Annotated in this window: 21 protein-coding genes; 11 read left to right on the plus strand and 10 right to left on the minus strand. The window is 66.8% G+C overall.

Going from position 1 to position 24,153, the window contains the following annotated elements; translation table 11 throughout:
• Positions 1–33: 33 nt before the first annotated feature.
• Together SR882_RS08775 and SR882_RS08780 are read right to left on the minus strand one after the other, a co-directional pair.
• A complete protein-coding gene (locus SR882_RS08775; RefSeq protein WP_322520870.1) occupies positions 34–363 on the minus strand; it encodes a hypothetical protein in 330 nt (109 codons plus the stop codon).
• 18 nt (positions 364–381) lie between these two features.
• On the minus strand, positions 382–723 hold the full coding sequence (locus tag SR882_RS08780) for a hypothetical protein (protein ID WP_322520871.1): 342 nt from the start codon (positions 721–723) through the stop codon (positions 382–384).
• 127 nt (positions 724–850) lie between these two features.
• Between SR882_RS08780 and SR882_RS08785 the strand changes: the two genes are divergently transcribed.
• Entirely contained in the window at positions 851–1,342 is a 492-nt protein-coding gene (locus tag SR882_RS08785) for a GGDEF domain-containing protein (protein WP_322522409.1), read from the plus strand.
• A 72-nt stretch (positions 1,343–1,414) separates the two neighbouring features.
• Here SR882_RS08785 and SR882_RS08790 read toward each other — a convergent pair whose 3' ends face one another.
• Positions 1,415–2,290 carry a helix-turn-helix transcriptional regulator gene (locus tag SR882_RS08790; protein WP_322520872.1) on the minus strand — a complete coding sequence of 292 codons (876 nt, stop codon included), beginning with the start codon at positions 2,288–2,290 and terminating at the stop codon, positions 1,415–1,417.
• A gap of 127 nt (positions 2,291–2,417) precedes the next feature.
• Between SR882_RS08790 and SR882_RS08795 the strand changes: the two genes are divergently transcribed.
• Both SR882_RS08795 and SR882_RS08800 read left to right on the plus strand, forming a co-directional pair.
• A complete protein-coding gene (locus SR882_RS08795) occupies positions 2,418–2,723 on the plus strand; it encodes a hypothetical protein (protein ID WP_322520873.1) in 306 nt (101 codons plus the stop codon).
• A 109-nt stretch (positions 2,724–2,832) separates the two neighbouring features.
• Positions 2,833–4,554, plus strand: coding sequence for a potassium/proton antiporter (locus SR882_RS08800; RefSeq protein WP_322520874.1), 1,722 nt, complete (start codon positions 2,833–2,835; stop codon positions 4,552–4,554).
• A gap of 7 nt (positions 4,555–4,561) precedes the next feature.
• On the opposite strand, the gene SR882_RS08805 is transcribed toward SR882_RS08800, so the two are convergent.
• From SR882_RS08805 to SR882_RS08815, 3 genes are all read right to left on the minus strand, one after another.
• A complete protein-coding gene (locus SR882_RS08805) occupies positions 4,562–5,161 on the minus strand; it encodes a uracil-DNA glycosylase family protein (protein ID WP_322520875.1) in 600 nt (199 codons plus the stop codon).
• A complete protein-coding gene (locus SR882_RS08810; RefSeq protein ID WP_322520876.1) occupies positions 5,151–6,092 on the minus strand; it encodes a histone deacetylase family protein in 942 nt (313 codons plus the stop codon). Before SR882_RS08810 ends, SR882_RS08805 begins: the two co-directional genes overlap by 11 nt.
• 117 nt (positions 6,093–6,209) lie before the next feature.
• Positions 6,210–7,103 carry a universal stress protein gene (locus SR882_RS08815; RefSeq protein WP_322520877.1) on the minus strand — a complete coding sequence of 298 codons (894 nt, stop codon included), beginning with the start codon at positions 7,101–7,103 and terminating at the stop codon, positions 6,210–6,212.
• A 128-nt stretch (positions 7,104–7,231) separates the two neighbouring features.
• Here SR882_RS08815 and SR882_RS08820 point away from each other — a divergent pair, with 128 nt between their 5' ends.
• The 3 genes from SR882_RS08820 to SR882_RS08830 are packed head-to-tail and all read left to right on the plus strand — an operon-like array spanning position 7,232 to position 9,524.
• On the plus strand, positions 7,232–8,761 hold the full coding sequence (locus SR882_RS08820) for a DUF1538 domain-containing protein (protein WP_322520878.1): 1,530 nt from the start codon (positions 7,232–7,234) through the stop codon (positions 8,759–8,761).
• 15 nt (positions 8,762–8,776) lie between these two features.
• Positions 8,777–9,124, plus strand: a complete 348-nt coding sequence (locus SR882_RS08825; RefSeq protein WP_322520879.1) for a P-II family nitrogen regulator — start codon at positions 8,777–8,779, stop codon at positions 9,122–9,124.
• Positions 9,114–9,524: a CBS domain-containing protein gene (locus tag SR882_RS08830; RefSeq protein ID WP_322520880.1), complete on the plus strand. Its 411-nt coding sequence runs from the start codon at positions 9,114–9,116 to the stop codon at positions 9,522–9,524. Before SR882_RS08825 ends, SR882_RS08830 begins: the two co-directional genes overlap by 11 nt.
• An 86-nt stretch (positions 9,525–9,610) precedes the next feature.
• On the opposite strand, the gene SR882_RS08835 is transcribed toward SR882_RS08830, so the two are convergent.
• The 4 genes from SR882_RS08835 to recQ form a co-directional block, all read right to left on the minus strand.
• Complete coding sequence (locus SR882_RS08835) at positions 9,611–10,534, minus strand: alpha/beta hydrolase (RefSeq protein WP_322520881.1); 924 nt, start codon at positions 10,532–10,534, stop codon at positions 9,611–9,613.
• Between the two features lie 504 nt (positions 10,535–11,038).
• Positions 11,039–14,149, minus strand: coding sequence for an error-prone DNA polymerase (locus SR882_RS08840; RefSeq protein ID WP_322520882.1), 3,111 nt, complete (start codon positions 14,147–14,149; stop codon positions 11,039–11,041).
• Positions 14,150–14,228: 79 nt separating this feature from the next.
• Positions 14,229–14,978, minus strand: a complete 750-nt coding sequence (locus SR882_RS08845) for an AraC-like ligand-binding domain-containing protein (protein WP_322520883.1) — start codon at positions 14,976–14,978, stop codon at positions 14,229–14,231.
• 89 nt (positions 14,979–15,067) lie between these two features.
• Complete coding sequence (gene recQ / locus SR882_RS08850) at positions 15,068–16,918, minus strand: DNA helicase RecQ (protein WP_407653313.1); 1,851 nt, start codon at positions 16,916–16,918, stop codon at positions 15,068–15,070.
• Positions 16,919–17,026: 108 nt separating this feature from the next.
• Between recQ and SR882_RS08855 the strand changes: the two genes are divergently transcribed.
• The 5 genes from SR882_RS08855 (at position 17,027) to SR882_RS08875 (ending at position 24,098) form a co-directional block, all read left to right on the plus strand.
• Positions 17,027–18,604, plus strand: coding sequence for an inorganic phosphate transporter (locus SR882_RS08855; protein WP_322520885.1), 1,578 nt, complete (start codon positions 17,027–17,029; stop codon positions 18,602–18,604).
• Between the two features lie 27 nt (positions 18,605–18,631).
• A complete protein-coding gene (locus SR882_RS08860; protein WP_322520886.1) occupies positions 18,632–20,830 on the plus strand; it encodes a tRNA(Met) cytidine acetyltransferase TmcA in 2,199 nt (732 codons plus the stop codon).
• Between the two features lie 55 nt (positions 20,831–20,885).
• Positions 20,886–21,893, plus strand: coding sequence for a 2-hydroxyacid dehydrogenase (locus tag SR882_RS08865; protein WP_322520887.1), 1,008 nt, complete (start codon positions 20,886–20,888; stop codon positions 21,891–21,893).
• A gap of 48 nt (positions 21,894–21,941) precedes the next feature.
• On the plus strand, positions 21,942–22,661 hold the full coding sequence (locus SR882_RS08870; RefSeq protein WP_322520888.1) for a YrbL family protein: 720 nt from the start codon (positions 21,942–21,944) through the stop codon (positions 22,659–22,661).
• Between the two features lie 165 nt (positions 22,662–22,826).
• Positions 22,827–24,098, plus strand: a complete 1,272-nt coding sequence (locus tag SR882_RS08875) for an O-acetylhomoserine aminocarboxypropyltransferase/cysteine synthase family protein (RefSeq protein WP_322520889.1) — start codon at positions 22,827–22,829, stop codon at positions 24,096–24,098.
• Positions 24,099–24,153: the final 55 nt, after the last annotated feature.

The following is a 24,153-nucleotide window of genomic DNA, read 5'->3' on the forward strand; positions in this document are numbered from 1 at the left end:
CTCCGGGAATTCACCCGCCTGGAGGACCACGACCTACGGCTGGTCAAGCTGTTCAAGCTGACCGTCAGCCGCACCCTGATCGCAGTGGAAAAGGCCTACCCGAGCCTTGTGCCGCTGTGCAACCGCATCCGCAGCCACGCCAGCCGCCAGGCCGACGCCGACTTCCCGCTCGACCGACTGCAGGTCGACATCGAGCAGCTCTCGCAACGCCTGCGCGAACTGGAAAGCGGCCGCGACAATGCCGCCCCCGCCGACGAGAAACCCGACAATTCGCGCGCCGAGTACCAGCGCAAGCTGTTCGTGCGCGAGTTCATCCCGCAGATGCTCGAGGGCATCGCCTTCATTGCCCCGCTGGAAAGCCACCGCAAGCAGCTGCTCGAGTCAATCGGCGCCCACCAGTTCGATGCCCACCCGAGCCTCCTGATCGACCGCACCGTGGCGCTGATCAACGAAATGCGCCAGATGATCGAGCAGGAAAAGACCGAGCTCACGCTGTTTCTCGACGAGATCAAATCCTCGGTGCAGAAGATCGAGGAGGACGCGTTCAACCAGGGCAAGCAAGCCGAGGAGCGTCGCGGCAAGCTCCGGCGTTTCGACAACATGCTCGGGCGCACCGTCGGCAAGCTGAAAAAGGAGATCGAGCAGGCCGAGGACATCGACACCATCAAGCAAACGATGCGCGACCAGATCGAGCAACTGCACGACAAGGTGCGCGAGTTCCACGAGACCGAGGGCCGGCGACTGGCCGAGTTCGAGAGCCAGAACCTGCGCCTGCGTGGCTATCTCACCACGGTGATCAAGCGCGCGCAGCTACACGAGAACAAGCTCAAGGAGAAAGGCGCCGACCGCAATCGCTGCATGCTCACCGCCCTGCCCAACGCCTTTTGCCTTCGAGCGGCAGCTGCGTATGGAACTGGCGCGGTTGCGCCCTGGCCGGCCGCCGATCTCGATGCTGTTTGTCGACATCGATCGCCTCAAACAGATCGTCAAGAGCGACGGCCAACAGACCGCCGACAAGATCCTGATCGTGCTGGTGCAGACGATCTCCCGGATGATCCATTACAGCGACTTCTTCGCCCGCATCGGTGCGGACCAGTTCGCCATCCTGTTGAAGGAACAGGACGGTTACACGGCCATGGAACTGGCCGAGGCCATCCGGGCGCGCGTGATGCGCACGCGGTTGCGCCATGCCAACAAAAGCCTCTCGTTGACCCTGTCCTGCGGCTTGACCGAGCTGGAGGTCGGCCAGACCTCCGAGGAGGCCTATCGCCACGCCCTCGAGGCCCTCCAACACGCCAAGGCTCAAGGCGGCAACCGCTGCCAGCGGGTCGGTCCGCGATAGCAAAGATCTGCACTAATCCGATACCGCTCTGCGTGCCTTGAGCCGGGCAGAGTGTCCCTGAACTCCCCGGCCTCAGTCCCAGCCCTTGCGGATTGCTACCTCGGGGTTGAGCAGACAGATCTGCTGGATCAACGGGTCGGGGTGTTCGCGCTCAGGCTCAATCTGCATCAGGCGCAGCAGGTAGGGCAGCAGTGCTCGGCGCACGGTCACACGGCGCTCGCCGTCGACCATGCCGTAATCCGCGGCAGTCACCCCCTGCTGGGCCGCCGGCAGCTCCGGGTGCACCCCGACCCGCAGTGTCACCTCCTCGAACCAGTCGGCATCGGCCTCGCGCGGTGCGCCCGGTCGATTCGGCAGCGGCTCGGCGTTCGCCATGCGGGCGAGCACGAAGTCGCGGTATTCCTCGTGCTCGTGGCTGTACGCCCGCAGGTGCCAGCGAAAGCCGCTGAACACCAAGGTGTGCGGGGAGAGCTCGATCACGCGCGGTTCGGGACGGCGCATGGACTGGTATTCCACCCGCAACCGATGCCCGTTGCTGGCCGCGGCCGACACCGCCCGCAGGATATCGAGATCCAGTTCGCGCTCGAGCGGGCGCAGCAGTTCCACGTTCGGCCCGGCGGCCGCCAGCGCGACCACCGGCCGGTCCGCCCCCGGCAAGGCGCCCAACACGTCCAGCAGCTCCGAGGTCCGCCCGGACAACAGCCGCGCGGCAAAACACTCGCCCGGTTCGTAGTACTTCTGCGACCGGTTGTAGGTGAGATTTTCCGGGGCCAGTGCCTGGTAGACGGCAAAGTCCTTGGAGGCCTGCGCCCGGCTGATGCCGAAGGTCTCGGTCAGGGCCTGGGTGCGTACCCAGCCGTTGAGCAGCAGGGTGCACTCGAGCAGCTTGAGACGCTGGCGCAGGTCCCACTTGAGGTCGTCGAGGTCGGTGGTCGTCGCGGTAGTCATGGGGCCATTCTCCGCCCTCGCCACGGTGTGTCAATAAAAATGACGCGAGTTTGTTGACACGTCCAGATTGTGCGCATACTATCTGGACATGCCTAGTTTGTAGGCAGTCAACCAAAGGAGCACCGTCATGCAGACCTACCACGACGACGTGATCGATTTCTGGGCCAATATCTTCCGCGCCTGCCGGCTGTCGACCACCGGGCTGGACCTCGAGACCTTCCTGGAGGCTCCCAGCCAGCACCTCGAGCGACTGGGCCTGTCGGATGCCGTCGAGATGCTCGCCGGCGGCCACCTGCCGCTGCTGCCCGAACAGGCGGCAGTGCGCCGGGAGATCAACGCCCGTTTTCCGCAACCAGCGGCACCGCAACCGTCGGTGGCACCGGCCGCGCGCGCGTTCCTGCCGCCCCCGGCCTTTCTTGCCACCGCGAGCTGAACCCCGCCCTCGCCTCGCCAGCGGGCCCGCTCTGTCACGGGAGGACGCCCGCTCGTCGACCCGCCTCGCGTATAGTTGAGGGTCGACCACCCACGCCGGATTCGAGGCCATGGACGCGACCAACTCGTTTATCCTGCTCGGCGCCCTGCTGCTGTTCACCAGCATAATCGCCGGCATGGCCTCGTCGCGGTTCGGCTTCCCGCTGCTGCTGATCTTTCTCGGCGTGGGCATGCTCGCCGGCCAGGACGGCATCGGCGGCGTGCAGTTCGACGACTTCCAGACCGCCTTTCTGATCGGCAACCTCGCGCTGGCGATCATCCTGCTCGACGGCGGGCTGCGCACCCACATCCGCACCTTCCGCGTGGCCCTCAAACCGGCCCTGTCGCTGGCCACCATCGGCGTGATGATTACCGCCGGCGCCATGGGGGCGCTGGCCACCTGGCTGATGGGTTTCGACTGGTATTACGGGCTGCTGATGGGCGCGATCATCGGCTCGACCGATGCCGCGGCGGTGTTCTCGCTGTTGAAGGGCAGTGGCACCCGGCTGAACGAACGGGTCGGCTCGACGCTCGAGATCGAGTCGGGCATCAACGACCCGATGGCGATCTTTCTCACCATCACCTTGCTCGAGGTCATCTCGGCCGGCCAGTCGCTGCTCGACCCGTGGATACTGGTGTTCCTGGTCCAGCAGTTCGGTATTGGCGCGGTACTGGGCGTGGCCTTCGGCTTTGTGCTGCGTGAGGTACTGCGACGCATCGAGCTGGCCGAGGGTCTGTATGCGCTGTTGATCGCCTCGGGGGGCTTGCTGTCGTTCGCGCTGATCAACGAGCTGGGCGGCAGCGGCTTTCTGGGGGTCTACCTCACCGGCCTGGTGATCGGCACGGCGAGAAACCGCGGCACCTTCCACGTCCTGCGCATCATGGACGGGCTGGCCTGGCTGGCGCAGGCGGGCATGTTCCTGATCCTGGGGCTGCTGGTCACCCCGACCGCCGTGCTCGACCAGATCGTGCCGGCGCTGATCCTGGCATTCGCCCTGCTGCTGGTCGCCCGGCCGATCGCCATCTGGATCGGCCTGTGGCCGTTTCACTTCAACTGGCGCGAGACCACCTTCATCGCCTGGGTGGGGTTGCGCGGCGCGGTGCCGATCGTGCTCGCCCTGTTCCCGATGATCTACGGCATTCCCGATGCCGAGCGCTTCTTCGAGATCGCCTACGTGGTGGTGATCACCTCGCTGTTGATCCAGGGCAGCACCGTGCCGCTGGCCGCGCGCCTGCTCAAGGTCGAGGTGCCACCGCTGCCCGAGCCGCGCCAGCGGGCGGACCTGAACCTGCCGATCGAGCCCCGGCTGGAGATGGTGCAGTTCGTGGTGGGCGAGCATACCGATGCCGACGGGGCCGGGCCGGAGCGCATGCCCTTCGGCGAGTCGGTGACCATCGCGGGCGTGGTGCGCAACCTGGCGCTACGCAAGGTGGAGTCGGGCTTTCGCTTTCAGTCGGGCGACATCGTGCTGACCATCATCCCCGAGGACATGATCAACGACCTCAACCGCTTCTTCACCGGCGAGCGCCGCAAGAAGGCCGATCTGGCCGAGCAGACCTTCTTCGGCGCCTTCTCGCTGCGCGGCGGTGCGCGCATCACCGACCTGGCCCAGGTCTACGGCATCAGCCCACCGGAGGAGCTGCGGGATGCCACCCTCGACGAGGCAATCAAGTCGCTGTTGCGCAACCCTCCGGTCGTGGGCGATTCGGTCGATCTCGATCGCGTCAGTCTGACCGTGCGCGAGATGGACGGGGCGACGATCACCCAGGTGGGTCTGAAATTCCGCGACTGAGTTCGGCTCAGTCCGCGTCGAGCAACTGCGCCACCCGGCCCCTCAAGGCGGGCACCACCTCCTCCTCGAACCAGGGGTTGTTTCGAAGCCAGCGGTTGTTGCGCGGACTGGGATGCGGCAGTGGGAAGTGGGTCGGGGCCAGACGCCGCCAGTCGGCGACCAGGTCGGTCAGGCGCTGGCCGCCCTTGAGTCCCAGGTGCCAGCCCAGCGCGTAACGGCCGATGACCACCGTGGTCTCGACCTGCGGCATCGCCTCGAGCAACGGCCGACGCCACGTCGGGGCGCACTCGGGTCGCGGCGGCAGGTCCCCGCCCCGGCCCGTGCCGGGAAAGCAAAAGCCCATCGGCACGATGGCGATCGACGGGTGGTGATAGAAGGTCTCGCGGTCGATCCCCAGCCAGTCGCGCAAACGATCGCCGCTGGGATCGTTGAACGGCAGGCCGGTCTCGTGCACCCGCCGCCCCGGCGCCTGCGCAGCGATCAGCAGGCGGGCCTCGCGGCGGGCGATGAACACCGGTCGCGGCCCGAGCGGCAGCTCGGCCTCGCACAACCGGCAGGCGCGAATCTCGGCCTCGAGTTGCTCGAGTGCGATGGGCTCAGCCGGCATCCCCGTCCAGGGCCTTGAGGTGAGCGAGCACCGAACTCTCCAGTCCCTCCAGGTCGTAACCGCCCTCCAGCAAGGACACCACCGGCAGGTCGTCGCCACCCGCCGCGGCGATCACCTCGCGAGTGATCCAGGCAAAGTCCTCATCCTCGAGAATCCAGCCGCCCAGCGGGTCGTTCTTGTGGGCGTCGAAACCGGCGGAGAACAGCAGCAGTTGCGGGCGGAAATCGCGCAGCGTCTCGAACCAGACCGAGTCGCGAACCCCTTTACGAAACGCCTTGCCATCGGTCATGTTGGGCAGGCCGATCGGGAAGCAGTTGTCGGCAATCGGCGGGATGCCCGAGTACGGGTAGTACGGGTGCTGGAAGACCGAGAAAAAACGCACCGCGTCGCTGTTGGCGACGATTTCCTCGGTGCCGTCGCCGTGATGGACGTCGAAATCGACGATCGCCACCCGCTTCAGCCCGTGATGCCGGATGGCGTAGTAGGCCGCGATCGAGACATTGTTGAACACGCAGAACCCGCGCGGCTGGCAGGGCCCGGCATGGTGGCCGGGCGGACGGGTGGCGAGAAAGGCACGGCGCTCGGGCCCCGGCAGCACGGCATCGATCGCCGCCTTGGCCGCCCCCACCACCCGGCGGCTGGCCTCGATGGTGTACTCGTTGAGCGAGGTATCGCCGTCGACCCGCAACGCCTGAAAATCGTTGGGCCCCGGTGCCTGGCTGAAAATCGCCTCGACATAACGCGGGTCATGGGCAAGCTCATAGTCGCTCTTGTCGCCCAGCGGCGCTTCGACCCGAGTATAGCGCTCGGCCGGGAAGCGCTCGATCGCCGCCATCACCGCGTCCAGGCGCTCGGGGCGCTCCGGGTGCGGCAGCATGACGTCGTTCTCGTTCTCGTGCTTCCAGCACACCGGATGGCTGTAGATGAGCATGGGGCAATTCCTCTTGGGCAGGTCGGCTAGCGTCGATCAAATCAAGCACCCGACCGGCCCTTTGTAAAGAAAAGGGCGACTGGATCGAGTGCCCAACCTAGTAATGCGGCATGGTCGTCAGTCGCCGTGAGCACGCACCGTCAGCACGTCCCCCTTCGACTCGCGCAAGATGTGCTGGGCCACGCTGCCGAGCAGCAGGTGGCGCAAGCCGGTCTCACCCTGGGTGCCGCAGACGGTCAGATCGGCATGGGCCCTGGTCGCGGCCTCGATCACGGCGGTGCCGGGGTGGCCGGCAATAATGCGGTAGTCGGGTTCGTGATCGCTGCGCACGCCCATTTCGTGGGCGAACTCGCGCAATCGATCGTAGAGCGCGTCTTCCTGTTCCTGGCGCAGACGCTCGTAGGTCCCGGCATCGATGTAACTCTCGAACCAGGTCTCGTAGGCATGTACCAGAGTGAACTGCGCCCGCGGCGCCCAGTCGAGTGCCGCCCGAAGTGCCGCCCGACTTGAGTCGGAGAAATCGACCGCCACGGTCACGTTGTGATAGCTGTGCGTCGGTTCCACCCGGGCGACCAGCACCGGTACATTGCCGGCGCGGACCATCTTTTCGGCGGTCGTGCCGATGAACCAGTCACGCACCGCATGGCGCCCGTGAGCGCCCACCACGACCAGACGCGCGCCAATGGCCGCGGCCAGCTCACTGACCACGGCCGCCGGCTTGCCCAACCGCGCCTGCACATCCGACTCGGGCGGCTCGATCGCCAGCCGCCCCGCCGCCTCGTGCAGTTGCGATTTCAGACCGGCAAGCGCCTCACGCAGCAGTTCAGCCCGCAGATCGTCCGGGTCAAGATCGCGGCTCTTGACCACCCACCACAACGGTTCTTCCTGGATGACGTGCAGTGCGGTCAAAGGGCAGGAACGACGCGCGGCCAACTGTGTCGCTCGGGTCACCGCGATCTCGCTGGCATCGGAGAGGTCACTGGCAATCAGGATCGGGCAGGTTTCAGCCATCGGTCGCTCCAGGTATCGGCGTCATCACTGATTAGAAGTTACCATCAGACGAAGAATCTTCACCAGCGTGGCGACAAGGCCCCGGTGCCCGCACCGTAGCGCTCGCCTTCGCCAGGAGTACGACGGGGTTGCGCGAGCTCAAGGCCTTCTGGAACACCCTGCTGCATGCCGGTCGCAACCTGCTGCCGATCGTGCTGGTGGTCGCCGCGTTCCAGCTGTTCATCCTGCAGTCGGTGCCCGAGGGGCTGGCCGGCATCCTGATCGGTCTGGGCATCGTGGTCGTCGGCGTCGCCCTGTTCCTCCAGGGCCTGGAGATGGGGATCTTTCCGATCGGCAAGAGCCTGTCGAACGCCTTTGCCCGACGGGGATCGCTGCCACTGCTGCTGGCGTTCGGCTTTGCCTTCGGTTTTGCTGCGGTGATCGCCGAGCCGGCCTTGATCGCGGTCGCCGAACAGGCCCAGACCATCAGCCAGGGGCACATCGATGCGCTGACGTTGCGCCTGATCATCGCCACCTCCGTCGGGCTCGTGGTGGCCGTGGGTGTGCTGCGCACCCTGCTCGGCCTGCCGCTGCACTGGTTCATGATCGGCGGCTACATCGCCGTGGTCACCGTCACCTGGTTTGCACCGGCCGAGATCGTCGGCCTGGCCTACGATTCGGGCGGCGTGACCACCAATATCGTCACCGTCCCGTTGATCGCTGCCCTGGGGATGGGCCTGGCCGCCTCGATCAGTGGCCGCAACGTGCTTTCCGACGGTTTCGGCCTGGTGGCACTGGCCGTGATGGTGCCGATGATCACCGTGCAGGCCTACGGCATTTACGTGTTCGAGATCGTCGGTGTCGATCCCGGTAGCGACAGTCTCGATATCGCCGCGCCGGCAGGCGACCCGTCGGCCGACCTCGACCCCGCCGGGATCCTCACCGGCCTGCTGATCACGATTCGCGACGTGCTGCCGATCATCGCCGCCGTGCTGTTCTTCCAGCTGGTGATCCTGCGCCAGCGCATTCCGCATCTAAAGCGCGTGGTGATCGGCTTTCTGCTGGTGATCCTGGGACTGTACGCGTTCGTCGTCGGCCTCAAGCTGGGCCTGTTCCCGATCGGCGAGCGCATGGCGGACCAGCTGATCGCACGCGACAACGTCATCTTCCTGTATCTGTTCGCCTTCGCCATCGGGTTTGCCACCACCATGGCCGAACCGGCACTGATCGCCATCGGCGACCAGGCCGAGCACGCCGCCCAGGGCCAGATCCGCGCCAGCGTGATCCGGCTGCTGGTCGCCATGGGGGTGGCCATCGGCATCACGATCGGCGTGCACCGCATACTGGCCGGCGACTCGATCCACTATTACGTGATCGGCGGCTACGCGCTGGTGATCCTGCTGACGCTCCTGGCCCCGCGCTACATCATCGCCCTGGCCTATGATCTGGGCGGGGTGACCACCTCGGAGGTGACCGTGCCGCTGGTCACGGCACTGGGCATTGGGCTGGCCACCCAGATCGAGGGGCGTGATGCGCTGATGGACGGCTTTGGCCTGATCGCCTTCGCCTCGATCTTCCCGATCGTGACCGTGCTCGGTTACGCCACGATCGCCGAATTGGCCAACCGCTGGCGGGCAAGCCGGCCCTCGCGCCGACCACCGAACGACACATCGACTTAAAGAGGACGTACCGCGATGAGATTTTCCGTACTGGTCGCCATTCTCGCCGAGGACATGGAGGAGAAGGCCGTCGAGGTGGCCAAGGCCGCCGGCGCCGGCGGCGTCACCCTGCTCAATGGCCGCGGCATCGGTGCCGACGAGAAGAAGACCTTTTTCGGGCTGACCTACGAGGGCAGCCAGTCGGTGTTGCTGTTCGTGCTCGAACGATCCCTGTCACTCAAGGTGATGAAGGCGCTGACCCGGGAGCTCGAGTTGACCGAACACTCGCGCGGCGTGGTTTTCACCCTGCCGCTCGAGCATATCGCCGGCATCGAAAACCGCCAGGTAGAACGATTCCAGGAGAACGTGAAAGATGACCTCTGAAACCCGCCCCCGCCTGGTCGGCGACGCGATGGTCCGCGAAGTCGCCACCATCTCCCCGATGGCCACCCTGCGTGGGGCCCTGCGCGAGATGCGCCAGAAGCGCGTGAAATCACTGGTGGTCGAGAAGGCCCACCCGCATGACGCCTACGGGATACTGACCTACACGTCGATCCTGCGCACCATCGTCGCCGAGGAAGGCGACATCGATCTGGCCAACGTCTACGACGTGATGAGCAAGCCGGCGATCTCGGTGCCCGAAGGCATGGAGATCAAATACGCCGCCCGCCTGATGGTCTCCCAGTCGATTCGACGCGTGATCGTGCTCCGAAGCGACGAGCTGGTCGGCATCGTCACCATGAGCGACATCGTCGGATCGATTATGGAACTGGCCGAGCGCTGAGGCACGGACAGGCGAACGAAAAAGGCGGACCCGCTCGGGCCCGCCTTTCTGTCCCCCCGGCCGGATCAGGCCGGTGCAAACTCGGCTTACTGCCAACCGATGAACGCGGTAGCGGCATCGGCCGCGTCGTAGAGGAACAGGTCGCGGAACATGTGGTCCGCGCCGGAGACGGTGGTCATCTCGACGTGATCGTCCTCGACCCGCTCGGCCATCTTCTCCTCGAGATCGGTGACCGTGTCATCGGCACCGGCGACCACGACCAGGGTCTCGATCGAGGTCTCACCCAGCACGGTGGGCGTGTCCATGCGCGGGTCCTCGCGGTAGTAGCTGACCACGCTCGAGGCGGCAGCACGGGTATCCGGGCAGTAGATGAAGTCCATCTCCATCAGCGCGTCGCCCTTGCCCTCGGCGACCAGTGCCTCGGCCTTGTCCAGCAACGGGGCGAGCGCGGTGTCGTAGTTCGCCTGATAGTCCTTGGCCTCGTAGCCCTCGGACCAGGTCTGCGGCGCCAGCAGGACCGCCTTTTCGACCATCGGATCGGCCTGGTCGGCGAGATAACGGGCCACCTGGTTACCACCGCGCGAATGCCCCAGCACGGCGAGCCGCTCGGCCCCCTCGCCCTTGAGCCATTCGGCCCAGGCAGCGATCTCGTCGACCGCATCCTCGTGCTTGTGACGATGGGTGGAATCGCAGTCGTACATGCCTTCGCGGGCATCCTGGCCGAGACTCAGGTTGATGGCCAGCGAGTTGTAGCCGGCATCACGCAGCAGTTCCTGCATGCTGCTCATGATCTCCATCTGCCCGTGGGCGAGCGTGCCGTGGACCATCAGCACTACGCCGTCCTCGACCGAACTACCGGGCGCCATCTCCATGTACCCGACCAGGGTCATGTCGTCGTGCTCCAGTTCGACCCGGTCGGCGGCCTGCGCAACCGACTGGACCAGGCCGATCCCACCGATCAGCGGCAGACAGAGGGCCGCCATGGCAAGTCGTTTCAACGTGTTTTTCATTGTTATCTCCCCTTGGTGGACGAGTCATTAGACGTCGATGTGGGAGTGTAGCCCGCGCCGATCGGTCATGCCCATCCGTATATGCCGCCAAACGATTTTCTGGTCGCCAGCGCTTCCACTAACGCAAACCATCTCGGCAAAACCGGCCGAGGGGACGGGACGGCCATGCCTCTTTCGGACAGGCAAAAAAATGGGCAGGTCGCTCCCCGAGGGAACAGACCTGCCCGCAAACTCACCGCAGGAGGAGTCGATGAAAACGAAGAGGCATCTCAACGCGACTCACCGGCTATGACCGGAACGAGATTCAGGAGTTCCCCGAACGGGTGAATCGCGCCAATGCGCCGAGTGGAGTGGGATCTGGCTGACTCGATTGCCCCTTCGCCTTCGATTGACGCGGGCCAGTATAGCGGCCATTCATGCAAATGCAAACCCTTCGCATTGCCGTTTGCATGATGTGCCGGTGGCGGGCTAACTGCCCCGTCGTGGACGGCCCGCATCGGTATCTCAGTGGAAATCGCGCGAGCGCGTGGGCAACTCGCCCAACCAGTGGCTGTGATCGACCAGCATGCGCGCGACCAGGTGCGCGACGCCGTCACGGTGCTGCCACTGGCCGCGCACCTCCAGCAGACGCGCATTGACCACCACCTGCCGATATTCGGCGACGCGATCCGGCCAGACGATCACGTTGACCGTGCCGACCTCGTCTTCGAGCGTCAGGAACACCGTGCCCTTGGCCGTGCCGGGGCGCTGGCGCATGGTCACCAGGCCGCAGTAGCGCGTGTGTGCGCCGTCGTGGCGGGTGGCCAGTTCGTCGCTGCGCCGCAGCCGCAATCGTCGTAATCGGTCGCGCAGCAGGCCCAGCGGGTGGCCATTCAACGACAGCCCCAGCCGCTGGTAGTCGGCGACGATGGTCTCGGCCTGGTTCGGCACGGGCAGGTCGACGGCCGGTTCGGCCACCTTTCGATCGGCCGGCAAGCCGGCCTCGAGTGCCATGTCCGCGGGGATACCGCTCGCCGACCAGTGCGCCGCGTAGCGATTGCCCTCCAGCGCGGCGAAGGCCCCGGCATGGGCCAGCGCGCGGCGGTCACGGGCATCCAGGCGGGCCCGGCGCACGCAATCGGCCACGTCGCGAAAGGCCATCTCGTCGCGGGCGCTCAGTAGCCGGTCGATCCCGGCCGCGGACAACCCGTGGATGCGCCCCAGCCCCAGGCGCAGGGCATGGGTCTGGATGGCATCTCCCCTCCCATTGAGCGACTCGAGCGTGCTCTCGCCGTCACTGGCCAGCACGCAGGGCGGGCGCACCACCACGCCGTGACGGCGGGCGTCCTGCACCAGTTGCGACGGGCCGTAGAAACCCATGGGCTGGCTGTTGAGCAAGGCACAGTAGAAGGCGACCGGCTCGTGGCACTTGAGCCAGGCCGAGGCGTAGGCGATCACCGCGAAGCTGGCCGAGTGCGACTCGGGAAAACCGTACTCGCCGAAACCGAGGATCTGCCGGTAGACCCGGTCGGCGAATTCGGCGGCAAAGCCACGTGCGGTCATGCCGTCGTAAAGTTTCTTGCGAAAGTCCTCGAGCGTGCCGCGCTTGCGCCAGGCGCCCAAGGCACGCCGGAGCTGGTCGGCCTCGCCGGCGGTAAAGCCGGCCGCCACCATCGCCAGCTCGATCACCTGTTCCTGGAAGATGGGCACGCCCAGGGTGCGGCCCAGCACCCGCCGGATCTCCTCGTTGGGGTACTCCTCGGGCTCGAGTCCCTGGCGGCGCTTGAGGTAGGGGTGGACCATCTCGCCCTGGATCGGACCGGGGCGGACGATGGCGATCTCGATCACGAGATCGTAGAAGCAGCGGGGCCGAAGACGCGGCAGCATGCTCATCTGCGCCCGCGACTCGATCTGGAACACGCCGACAGTGTCCGCCCGACTGATCATCTCGAAGGTGGCCGCATCCTCGCGCGGGATCGACCACAGCGCCAGCTCGCGCTCACGCGGGCGGTGGTGATTGACCAGCTCGAAGGCGCGGCGCACCGCCGAGAGCATACCCAGGGCCAGCACGTCGATCTTCATCAAGCCCACGGCATCCAGATCGTCCTTGTCCCACTGGATGACCGTGCGGTCGGCCATCGAGGCATTCTCCACCGGCACCAGATCAGCCAGCTGGCCGCGCGCGATAACGAACCCGCCCACGTGCTGGGAGAGATGCCGCGGCATGCCGGTCAGTTGTCGGGCGATCGCCAGCCACCAGCGGATCTGGCGCAGGTTGCCGTCGATGCCGGCGGCCGCCAGCTTCTCCTCGCTGACCTCCTTGTCCCACCAGGCCAGTTGCTCGTTGACGCGCTCGGTCACGTCCTCGCCCACGCCCAGCGCCCGGGCGGCATCGCGCAGCGCGGACTTGCGCCGGTAGCGGATCACCGTCGCCGCCAACGCCGCCCGGTCGCGGCCGTAGCGGTGGTAAATGTACTGCATCACCTCCTCGCGGCGGTGATGCTCGAAATCGACGTCGATATCCGGCGGCTCGGCCCGTTCCTTGGAGATGAAGCGCTCGAACAGCATCGAGGATTCCGCCGGATTGACCGCGGTGATCCCGAGCGCGAAGCACACCGCCGAGTTGGCCGCCGAACCGCGACCCTGGCAGAGGATCCCGCGCGAGCGGGCAAAGCGCACGATGTCGTGCACGGTGAGAAAGTACGGCTCGAAGGCCATCTCCTGGATGATGCCGAGCTCGCGATCGATCTGGGCGGCCACGCGGTCGGGAATGCCATCGGGCCAGCGTGTTGCCGCCCCCTCGAAGGTCAGGCGACGCAGCTGCTCGCCCCCGGTCACCCCCGGCGGGATATCGTCGAGCGGGTACTCGTAGGAGAGCTCGTCCAGGGAGAACCGACACTGGGCGGCCAGGGCCACGGCCTCGGCCCGCCACTCGGTCGGAAACCGCTCGGCGAGCACCTCGATCGGGCGCAGGTGGCGCTCGGCATTGGACGGCAGGCGATCGGCCGCCTCCATCACGCTCATCCGATGTCGCAGGGCCGTGACCACGTCCAGTAGCGGCTTTTCTTGCCGATCGGCCATCAACGTGTCACCCAGGGCGGTAACAGGCAGACCATGGGCCGCCGCCAGCGCCCGGGCATGGGCCGCTCGGCGCCCGTCCAGCCCGTCGAGCCACGCCACCACGCCCAGCCAGGGGCGGATACCGCCGGCGAGCAGCCAGTCCGGCGAGGGCATGTCACGGGGCGGCACCTGCCAGATCACCCGCACCCCGGCATTCAGCCCAGCAAGCACGTCCGCCCGGCCAAGCCGGTACTCGCCCTTGACCGCCGCCCGACGCCCGCGGGTAACGAGCTGGCTGATCGCGGCATAACCGGCCCGGGTCGCCGCCAGCAACACCAGCTCGTCGCCCGCCTCGAGCACCAGCCGCGTACCGATGATCAGCTGCGGACGCCCGCCCTCCGGTAGCGCCCGCCAGCCTTGCTGGGCACGCACCACTCCGGCCAGCGAGCACTCGTCGCAGATGGCAATGGCGGCGTAACCGCGCGCAGCGGCCGTCTCCACCAATCGCTCCGGGCTGGGCGTGGCAGTCAGAAAGCTGAAATTGGAACGGGCGGACAGCTCGGCATGGGGGCTCATGCCGATACTGTATATTTATACACCTTTTTCGCAAGCCACCCCGTCTCGCTCACCCGGCCGGACTCACGCCGGCAGCGGGTCAGTCGTCGCGCTTCGACCAACCGAGCAAGGTGTCCTGAATGGCCTGCAGGGAGGTCGAGGCATCGCCCACCTCCTTGCAGGCCGGCTCGGGAACCGGTCGGGATGATCGGCGCCGGAGCGGCGGGTCGGCCTCGCTCAGGGCGTCGTCGATCGCCGCGATCAGCACCGAGCGGACCGACGATTGCAGTGCCTGAGCCTCATCGGCGCCGATCTCCGACAGACGCGCCTCCAGTGACTCGAAACGGGCCGCCAACTGACGCGTCGAGTCCCGTTCGCGCAGCAGCACCTGGCCGTGCAGATCGGCCGGCAGTCGGTCGATATCCGCGTGGGGGATGATGAGCGTAATGATCTCGCCCGCCGAGGCCCGCAGGGTGAGCGCTTGGCGCACGTCGAGAATCAGGATGTCGCCGGGACGCAGGGAAACCGCCCGGCCGGCGCATTCGCCGTGCAACGCGCCCCGGCAATAGAGCTGGATGAAGTAGTAGTCGAGTCCGTCATCGGAACGTCGCGCCTGGCGGCGGGCATAGGAGTGCGGGTTGAAGCGAATGCGACAGGTCGCCCAGTCACCCAGCAGATCGGCGCGGATCTCGCCGTCCATCGCCTTGTCCTCAAGCGGCACGACGTGATCGAAGAACGGGCCGGCAATCGCATTCCAGGCGGCATTGCGCTCATCCGGCGGCAGATCGGCCGTACGGAACACCCCTCGTTGTGGAGGATTGACGGGCTTGGGCTGGTCTGCTGCGGACACGCACTTGCCCCCTGGTCACGGTTCAAGACAAGCCAGCGATCATCTCGGCAAATGCCGGCGAATTCAACCGGTTGCTTTAAAAGGGTCGCTCAGCCGGCGTGCGCCTGCAGGATGCGCAGGAAGCCCTCGCCATATTTCTCCAGCTTGTGCTCACCGACCCCGGACACCGCGGCCATCTCGTCGAGCTGGGTCGGACGGATCTCGAGCATGTGCTTGAGCGTGGCATCGCTGAACACCATGTAGGGCGGAATGCCCTGCTCTTCGGACAAGCGCTTGCGGTGCGCACGCAGCGAGTCCCAGAGCGGCTCGTCTTCCGTCGGCACCGGCGCACTGCCCGGTTTAGCCCCGCGCCGGCCCGCCGTGCGCTTCTTCTCCGGCCGCAGATGCAGGGTTTCCTCGCCGTGCAGCACGGCGCGGGCACTCGGGTCGAGGTGCAACCCGCCATGGCCTTCGGCGTCGACGGCGATCAGGCCGCGGGCGATCAACTGGCGGAACAGGCCACGCCAGCCCGTTGCCGACAACTCGCCGCCGATACCGAAGGTGGAAATCTGGTCGTGGCCGAAGCGGCGCATGCGATCGTCCGCCTCGCCGCGCAGGACGGAAACCAGGTAGTTCACCCCGAACCGCTGCCCGGTGCGGTGGATGCAGGACAGCGCCTTCTGCGCCGCCTCGGTGGCATCCCAGGTCTCGGGCGGCTCGAGGCAGTTGTCGCAGTTGCCGCAGGGCTCGGCCAGCGTCTCGCCGAAGTAGCCCAGCAGCGACTGGCGACGGCAGCGGGTCTCCTCGGTCAACCCGAGCATGGCGTCGAGCTTGGCACGCTCGATGCGCTTGATGCGCTCGTCGGCCTCGGAACCGGCCATCATCTGGCGCAGGGTGAGCACGTCCTGCAGGCCGTAGTCCATCCAGGCATCCGCCGGCAGGCCGTCGCGCCCGGCCCGGCCGGTCTCCTGGTAGTAGGCCTCGATGCTCTTGGGCAGGTTGAGATGCGCGACGAAGCGCACGTCGGGCTTGTCGATGCCCATGCCGAAGGCGATGGTCGCCACCACGATCACGCCTTCCTCGGCGAGAAAGCGCTCCTGGACCGTGCGGCGATGCTCGGCCGACAGCCCGGCGTGATACGGCAGGGCCACCAGTCCCTGCTTCTCGAGCCAATCGGCGGTCTGCTCGACCTTCTTTCGCGACAGGCAATAGACGATACCCGCATCATTCGCATGCTCCTCACGAATGAAGCGCAACAACCGGTCGCGGCTGCCGCCACTGCCCTGGCTGATGCGATAGCGGATATTGGGCCGGTCGAAGCCGGAGACGAAGCGCCGCGCGTTGGTGAGTCGCAGCCGGTTGACGATCTCCTCGCGGGTCGCCTCGTCGGCCGTGGCCGTCAGGGCGATACGCGGTACGGTCGGGAAGTGATCGGCCAACTCGCCCAGGCGGATGTATTCGGGGCGGAAGTCATGGCCCCACTGCGAGACGCAGTGCGCCTCGTCGATCGCGATCAGGTTGATCGGCAGGCCCGCCAGTCGCTCCAGCGCGGCCGGGGTCATCAATCGCTCGGGGGCCAGGTAGAGCAGGTCGAGCTCGCCGGCGTGCAACTGCCGGATCACCTCCCGGGATTGTTCCGCCGAAAGGCTGGAGTTCAGGAACGCCGCGGCCACACCCAGCTGGCGCAGCGCGGCGACCTGGTCCTGCATCAGGGCGATCAGCGGCGAGACCACGATCGCCGTGCCGGGGCTCGACAAGGCCGGCACCTGGTAGCACAGCGACTTGCCGCCGCCGGTGGGCATCAGGACCAGGGCGTCGCGTCCCGAGGTGACCGTCTCGATCACCTCGCCCTGCGGCGGGCGGAAGTCCTGGTAACCGAAGACGCTGTTGAGTATCTCGTGGGGGCTTTTCGACATGGCGGGTATTGGGCCAGATTCGGCCTCGGAAGGGAACCGCGCCATCCCGGGTGACAGGCCCGCATGCCCGAGCACGGGGCTCGGGAAATGGACGAAGCCGCGTCGGTCCGCTAACGTGCCGTCTTTCGTGACATTGTGACAGGCATATTCGATATGGATCTCAACGAGATGGGCGCATTCGACAAGGTGGCTGAACCCGCCCGCCGGGAGCTGCTGCGTTTCGGCGTGGCATTGCTGTTCGTGATCGGGGTGGCACTGTTCACCTGGCTCACCCAGGGCCACGTCAGTCTCGTGATGGTCGTCGCCGCGGTGATCGGTGCCTACATGGCCATGAACATCGGGGCGAACGATGTCGCCAACAATGTCGGTCCGGCGGTCGGCTCGAAGGCCCTGACCCTGGGCGGGGCGATCGTGATTGCCGCCATCTTCGAGGCCGCCGGCGCGATCATCGCGGGCGGTGAGGTGGTCAGCACCATCAAGGGCGGCATCATCGACCCGGCGGCGATCGGCGACCCGATGACCTTCGTCTGGCTGATGATGGCCGCCCTGCTGGCCGCGGCGATCTGGCTCAACCTCGCCACCGCCTTCGGCGCGCCGGTCTCGACCACCCATTCGATCGTCGGCGGGGTCATGGGTGGCGGCATTGCCGCGGCCGGCTGGGGCATCGCCAACTGGGGCACGGTCGGCCAGATCGCGGCCAGCTGGGTAATCTCGCCGTTGCTGGGCGGCTTGCTCGCCGCCGGCTTGCTCTACCTGATCAAGCGCAGCATCACCTACCAGGGCGACCTGATCGCCGCGGCGAAAAAACGCGTCCCCTGGTTCCTCGCGCTAATGGCGTGGGCATTCGGCACCTATCTGGTGGTCAAGGGCCTGAAGAAGATCGTCGAGGTACCGTTTCTGGGGGCGGCACTGATCGGCGTGGTCATCGCCGCGATCGTGTTCTTCCTGGTCCGCCCGTTGGTGGCCCGCGCCGCCAACGGCATGAAGGAAAACAGCAAGGCAAGCGTCAACCGCCTGTTCACCCTGCCGCTGATTTTCGCCGCCGCCCTGCTGAGCTTCGCCCATGGCTCCAACGACGTGGCCAACGCCGTCGGGCCGCTCGCGGCCATCAACGATTCCCTCACCCAGGCGGGCACCGCGGCCAAGGCTGCCATTCCGCTGTGGGTCATGCTGATCGGCGCCCTGGGCCTGGCGGTGGGTCTGGCCCTTTACGGCCCGAAACTGATCCGCACCGTCGGTCACGAGATCACCGACATCGACCAGATGCGCGCCTACTGCATCGCCATGGCCGCCACGCTGACCGTCATCCTTGCCTCGCAGCTGGGCCTGCCGGTCTCGACCACCCATGTCACCATCGGCGCGGTATTCGGCGTGGGCTTTCTGCGCGAGTATCTCAAGTCCAATTACGACCGCCTCGAGCAGCAGGTACGCGACCTGCATCCGGACAGTGACGACGACGAGGTAATGCAGGAATACCTCGAGCGTTTCCGCGCCGCCCCGCTCAAGGTCAAGGAGCAGATGCTTCAGGAACTCAAGGACAAGAACACGCGGCGCGAGGCCCACATCAGCAAGCGCCAGCGCAAGGGCCTGAAGAAGATCTACAAGCGGGAACTGGTCAAGCGCTCGCTGGTACTCAAGGTCGTCGCTGCCTGGGTGATCACCGTACCGGCTGCCGCGCTGCTGGCCGCGATGTTCTTCTTTTTGATCCGCGGCATCTTCGCCGGCGGTTGATCGCACTCGCTGGCTACAATATCCCCCATGCCAGCGCGCCCGACCACCCCGACCCTCCGCGACACGCTCGACGCGTCCCTGCCCGCCTGGCAACGGGCCGGGCACCGACTGGCCGTGCTCATCAGCGGCACGTCCGACTGGGTGATGACCCAAGCCCGATCGCTGGTCGATGACGACAGCTTCTGGATCGGTCCGGATGCGCCCAGCGACACGAGATCGCTCGGGTTTCGCCGTGCGGGCGAGGCGCTGGGCGGCGAAAGCGCTCGGGTGTTCGTCAATGCCCTGACCGGCTTCGATCCCGATGCACTCGGCGCGGCGGCCGGACGGGTCCGCGGGGGCGGCTGCCTGGTGCTGTTGACCCCGCCGCTGGGGCGTTGGCCGTCGCAGACCGACGCCGACATGGCGCGACTGGTCCCGTACCCCTTCCAGGCAGGCGATGCCGGCCCGGCCTACCGCGAGCGACTGGTGCGTATCCTCGGCACCGCCCCCCGCCTCTGGCACCTTGCCCAAGGCCAGCCGGTTGCCCCGCCGCCATCGCCCGAACCGGTTCAGACCCGGACCGCCGATGCCCCCCCATCTTTTCCCTCTCGCACGGTTGATCAGGCGCACGCCATCGCGGCCATCCTCGCCGTCGCCCGCGGCCGTCCGCGTCGCCCGCTGGTCCTGCGATCACACCGTGGCCGCGGCAAGACCTCGGCACTGGGCCTGGCCGCCGCGCAGGTGCTGGAGCAAGGACTCGGCGATGTGCTGGTGACCGCCCCGCGACGCGAGGCGGTCGCGCCCCTGCTCGACCGCCTGCGTGAAAGGGCGGACGCGGCCGCGGACCACGACGGGGCGATCAGGCTGGGGAGCCAGCGACTGCGCTTCCTGCCGCCCGACGTGCTGATCGAACAACGCCCCGAGGCGCGATTGCTCCTGATCGACGAGGCCGCTGCCCTGCCGACCGCCGTGCTCGAGGCACTGTTCGACGCGTTCCCGCGCTGCGTGTTCGCCACGACCGAGCACGGTTACGAGGGCAGTGGTCGCGGTTTCACCCTGCGCTTTCTGCCCCGCCTCGAGGCCAGCGCCGTGTCCGTGCGCCATCACTGGCTGACCACGCCCATCCGATGGTCACCGGGCGACCCGCTCGAGCCATTGGTCGATCGACTGTTGCTGCTGGATGCCGACCCCGCCGAGACCCTGCCGATCGATGCACGCCAAACGACCTGTCCAGCGGCGCGCCTGGAGCCACGCGCACTCGCCGCCGACGAGCGCCGACTGGGCGAATGGTTCGGCCTGCTGGTGGCCGCGCATTACCGCACCACCCCGCGCGACCTGCGCCAGCTGCTCGACGGACCGGCCAGCCAGCTCTGGGCGATCGAAGCCGGCAAGGCCATCGACCAGGCGACCGATCGGGCGGTGATTGCCACCGCCGCCACCCAGGACGAGGGCGCCCTGCCGACCCAACTGGCCGAGGCCGTCTTCAACGGCGAGCGCCGCCTGCGTGGCCATCTGCTGCCCCAGACACTCGCCGCCCATGCGGGGATGCCCGACTGGCCACGGTTGCACGGGCGGCGCATCCAACGGATTGCCGTCCACCCGGCGGCCCGGCGGCAGGGCACGGGAGAACGCCTGGTACGCGCGATTGCCGCCACCGCCCGGCGCGAGGGCCAGGCATTCCTCGGCGTAAGCTTCGGCATGGAGGACGAACTGCTCGCCTTCTGGGCGGCCTGCGGCATGCAGGTATTGCACCTAGGGCAACACCGCGACCACGCCTCGGGCAGCGAGGCGGTGGTGATGGCGATGGGCCTGACGACGGCAGGCCGAGACGCGGTTGAACGCACCGCGAGGCGTTTCGTTCGCCAATTACCCACCCGCGCGGCCGGCCCGCTACGGCATATCGAGCCCGACCGGATTGCCATCCTGCTGGCCGCCGCCGGTCAACAACCACTGCCGACCCTGGATACCGACGAGCGAGATCAACTGATCGCCTGTGCCCGGCACCGCCACCACCTCGATGCCGCACTCGACCCGATCCGTCGCTGGCTGCCCCCCGCCCTGACGCAACCCGCGGCCATCGACGCCGTGTCGCTCGATCGCCGCGCACTGCTGATTGGTCGTATGCTGCAATTGCAGGACGAGACTCGGCTCGCCAAACGCTTTGGTCTCGATGGCCGGCGCGCGGTCGAGAACGCCTGTCGACAGGCACTCGCCGAGTTGCTCGACGCCCTTGGTGACGGTCACTGAGGGCGACGGTTGACGTCAACCCGCATTTCACCCACTGCCGACGAGGATCAGGGAAATGAAAGTCGCGCTGTTTTCCACCAAGCCCTACGACCGCGAGTCCTTCGAGGCGATCGATCACAGCCATGAAATCGATTTCTTTCCCCGACGGCTGACCGAGGACAGCGTCCACCTCGCCCGTGGCTACCCGGCAGTGTGCGCGTTCGCCAATGACGTCCTCGACGCCCCGGTGATCCATGCACTCCGCGAGGGCGGCACCGAGGTGCTCGCCCTGCGTTGTGCCGGCTGCAACCATGTCGACTTCGATGCGGTCGCCGAGACCGGCCTGCGCGTGGTCCACGTGCCGGCCTACTCGCCCAACGCGGTCGCCGAGCACGCCGTGGCCCTGATGATGGCCGTCAATCGACAGATCCCGCGGGCAACCGCCAGGGTGCGGATGGGCAACTACTCGTTGCATGGCCTCGCCGGCTTCGACGTGGTCGGCAAGACGGTGGGCGTGATCGGCACCGGCAAGATCGGCGCGGTGTTCGCCCGGATTCTGAAACAGGGCTTCGGCGCGCACGTGATCGCCCACGACCCCTTCCCCAATCCGAGCTGCAAGGCGATGGGCGTGGAATACGTCTCACGCGACACCCTGTTCGAGCAGGCGGACGTGATCAGCCTGCATTGCCCGCTGACCGAGGAAAGCCATCACCTGGTCGATTCGGGCGCGATCGGCCGGATGAAGCCGGGCGTGGTGATCGTCAACACCTCCCGCGGTGCGGTGATCGATACCGCCGCGGTGATCGACGGACTCAAGTCGGGCCGGATTGGCGGGCTGGGGATCGACGTCTACGAGCACGAAGGCCCGCTGTACTTCGAGGATCGCAGCGACGAGATCCTCACCGACGACCTGTTCGCCCGCCTGCTGGGCTTTCACAACGTGGTGATCACCGGCCACCAGGCCTTCCTCACCCACGAGGCGCTCGAGCAGATCGCGAGCCAGACCCTGCAGAACCTCACCTGCATCGAGACCGGCACTGCCTGCGAGCGCGAGATCATCCCGACCGACGAACAGGCCGACTGACCCCTCCAGGTCGTCGCGGTACAATCCCCGGCTTTGCCCCGAGCGCCCATGGACCTGATCACGCCACTGCAACTCTCTTCCCTCGAGCCGGTCGGCCAGGGGGCCCAGAAGCTGGTCTTCCGCCATCCGGACGACCCGCGCGTGCTGGTCAAGGTGGTCAACCCGCGCTTTATCGAACGACGGGACCGGAAGGATCGCTTCTACCAGAAGCGCCGCCGTATCGGTCATCACCGCGCGTTTGCCCGCGAGATGATCGAGCACCTCGCCTCGCGGGCGCTCACACCCGGACGACTGGCCCCCTGCCCGCACATTCAGAACATCCTGGGTGTGGTCGACACCGATCTGGGGGCGGCCCTGCTGGTCGAGGCGGTGCTCGACGAGGACGGCAATCTCGCACCGACGCTGCGCGACCTGGTGGAATCCGGGCGCCACGGCCATCGCTCTCGACAGGCCCTCGAGACCTTTCTCGACTGGGCGCTGACCTCCAACGTGCTGATCAACGACTTGTCGGCGGACAACCTTGCCTGGCACCCGGACGGGCATTTCGTGATGATCGACGGGCTGGGCGACCGGGCCGGCATACCGATCCGGGCGGTCAGTCCCTGGCTCAACCGACTCTACAAGCGCAAGAAGATCCGCCAGCTGCGCGAGGAGATCGGCATGGAGAAGGGACCGGGGCGCTCGCGAAAGGCCGTCGCGGTCGCCATCGCGATCATCCTGGCGTTGCTCGGCCTGATTGCCACCCAGTTGGAACTGCTGCTCGAGTAGAGGGAAGCCCTGTACGGATCCGATACCCCCCCCCTGCGTGCCAGAATCACGGACGACCAAGTCCGAGTGTCTCCGGATTTGTACCGAGATGCCCCTGCCTCTCCCACCGGAACAGACATCGAGCACGTTTGGGGCTACGCTTTCCGAAAAACCAAGGAGGAAGGCATGCGCCCAGAGACCATCGCCCTGCACACCGGCTACGAGCCGGACGACCAGCACGCCGTCGCCGTGCCGATCCACCAGACCACGTCGTACAGCTTCGACAGTGCCCAGCACGCCGCCGACCTGTTCGACCTCAAGGTCCAGGGGAATATCTATTCGCGGATCATGAATCCCACCTGCGGGGTGCTCGAGGCGCGCCTGGCCGCCCTTGACGGCGGGGTGGGCGCGCTGGCCACCGCCACCGGCATGGCCGCGATCACCTACGCCATCCAGACCATCGCCCAGGCCGGCGACAACATCATCTCGATCAGCGAGCTCTACGGCGGCACCTATAACCTGTTCGCCCACACCCTGCCGCGCCAGGACATCGAGGTGCGCATGCAGGACAAGGACGACTTCGCCGGCATCGAGGCCTCGATCGACGCGCGCACCCGGGCGATCTACTGCGAGTCGATCGGCAACCCGTCTGGTAGCATCGCCGACATCGAACGCCTGGCCGACATCGCGCACCGCCACGGCCTGCCGCTGATGGTCGACAACACCGTCGGCACGCCCTTTCTCCTCAAGCCGATCGACTACGGCGCCGACATCGTCATCCACTCGGCGACCAAGTACATCGGCGGCCATGGCACCACGCTCGGCGGCGTGATCGTCGATTCGGGCAACTTCGACTGGGCCGCCCACCCGGAGCGCTTCTCGCTGCTGATCGACCCGGACCCGTCCTACCACGGCGTGAGCTACACCAACGACGTCGGCGAGGCGGCCTTCATCACCCGCGCCCGCGTGGTGCCGCTGCGCAACACCGGCGCGGCCCTGTCGGCCCAATCGGCCTGGAACCTGCTGCAGGGACTGGAAACCCTCTCGCTGCGCATCGACCGCATCTGCGAGAACACCCAGGAAGTGGCCGAGTTCCTCGAAGGCCATCCGCAGGTAAGTTGGGTCCAGTACGCGGGCCTACCCGAACACAAGGACCATCGTCTGGCGCAGAAGTACATGGACGGCCGCGCCTCGGGCATCCTCAGCTTCGGCCTCAAGGGCGGCCGCGAGGCGGGCGTGAAATTCTACGACGCGCTCAACCTGATCCTGCGCCTGGTCAATATCGGCGATGCCAAGAGTTGCGCCGCGATCCCCGCCTCGACCACCCACCGTCAGCTCAACGACGAGGAACTGCGCGCCGCGGGGGTGCCGCCGGACATGGTGCGCCTGTCGATCGGTATCGAGCACGTGGAGGATCTGATCGAGGATCTCGACCAGGCGCTAAAGGCGGCACGCTGACGTAATCGAGGACGGACGCGAACACTCGCGCTGCCCAGCGAACGAGCGAAACCAC

It is taken from the genome of Guyparkeria halophila (assembly GCF_034479635.1).
Classification (GTDB): Bacteria; Pseudomonadota; Gammaproteobacteria; order Halothiobacillales; family Halothiobacillaceae; genus Guyparkeria; species Guyparkeria halophila.

Coding starts and splice junctions, on each gene's coding strand:
- SR882_RS08790 (WP_322520872.1), bottom strand. CDS start 2,290: ATGACTACCGCGACGACCACCGACCTCGACGACCTCAAGTGGGACCTG.
- SR882_RS08795 (WP_322520873.1), top strand. CDS start 2,418: ATGCAGACCTACCACGACGACGTGATCGATTTCTGGGCCAATATCTTC.
- SR882_RS08800 (WP_322520874.1), top strand. CDS start 2,833: ATGGACGCGACCAACTCGTTTATCCTGCTCGGCGCCCTGCTGCTGTTC.
- SR882_RS08805 (WP_322520875.1), bottom strand. CDS start 5,161: ATGCCGGCTGAGCCCATCGCACTCGAGCAACTCGAGGCCGAGATTCGC.
- SR882_RS08810 (WP_322520876.1), bottom strand. CDS start 6,092: ATGCTCATCTACAGCCATCCGGTGTGCTGGAAGCACGAGAACGAGAAC.
- SR882_RS08815 (WP_322520877.1), bottom strand. CDS start 7,103: ATGGCTGAAACCTGCCCGATCCTGATTGCCAGTGACCTCTCCGATGCC.
- SR882_RS08825 (WP_322520879.1), top strand. CDS start 8,777: ATGAGATTTTCCGTACTGGTCGCCATTCTCGCCGAGGACATGGAGGAG.
- SR882_RS08830 (WP_322520880.1), top strand. CDS start 9,114: ATGACCTCTGAAACCCGCCCCCGCCTGGTCGGCGACGCGATGGTCCGC.
- SR882_RS08835 (WP_322520881.1), bottom strand. CDS start 10,534: ATGAAAAACACGTTGAAACGACTTGCCATGGCGGCCCTCTGTCTGCCG.
- SR882_RS08840 (WP_322520882.1), bottom strand. CDS start 14,149: ATGAGCCCCCATGCCGAGCTGTCCGCCCGTTCCAATTTCAGCTTTCTG.
- recQ (WP_407653313.1), bottom strand. CDS start 16,918: ATGGCGCGGTTCCCTTCCGAGGCCGAATCTGGCCCAATACCCGCCATG.
- SR882_RS08855 (WP_322520885.1), top strand. CDS start 17,027: ATGGATCTCAACGAGATGGGCGCATTCGACAAGGTGGCTGAACCCGCC.
- SR882_RS08860 (WP_322520886.1), top strand. CDS start 18,632: ATGCCAGCGCGCCCGACCACCCCGACCCTCCGCGACACGCTCGACGCG.
- SR882_RS08865 (WP_322520887.1), top strand. CDS start 20,886: ATGAAAGTCGCGCTGTTTTCCACCAAGCCCTACGACCGCGAGTCCTTC.
- SR882_RS08870 (WP_322520888.1), top strand. CDS start 21,942: ATGGACCTGATCACGCCACTGCAACTCTCTTCCCTCGAGCCGGTCGGC.
- SR882_RS08875 (WP_322520889.1), top strand. CDS start 22,827: ATGCGCCCAGAGACCATCGCCCTGCACACCGGCTACGAGCCGGACGAC.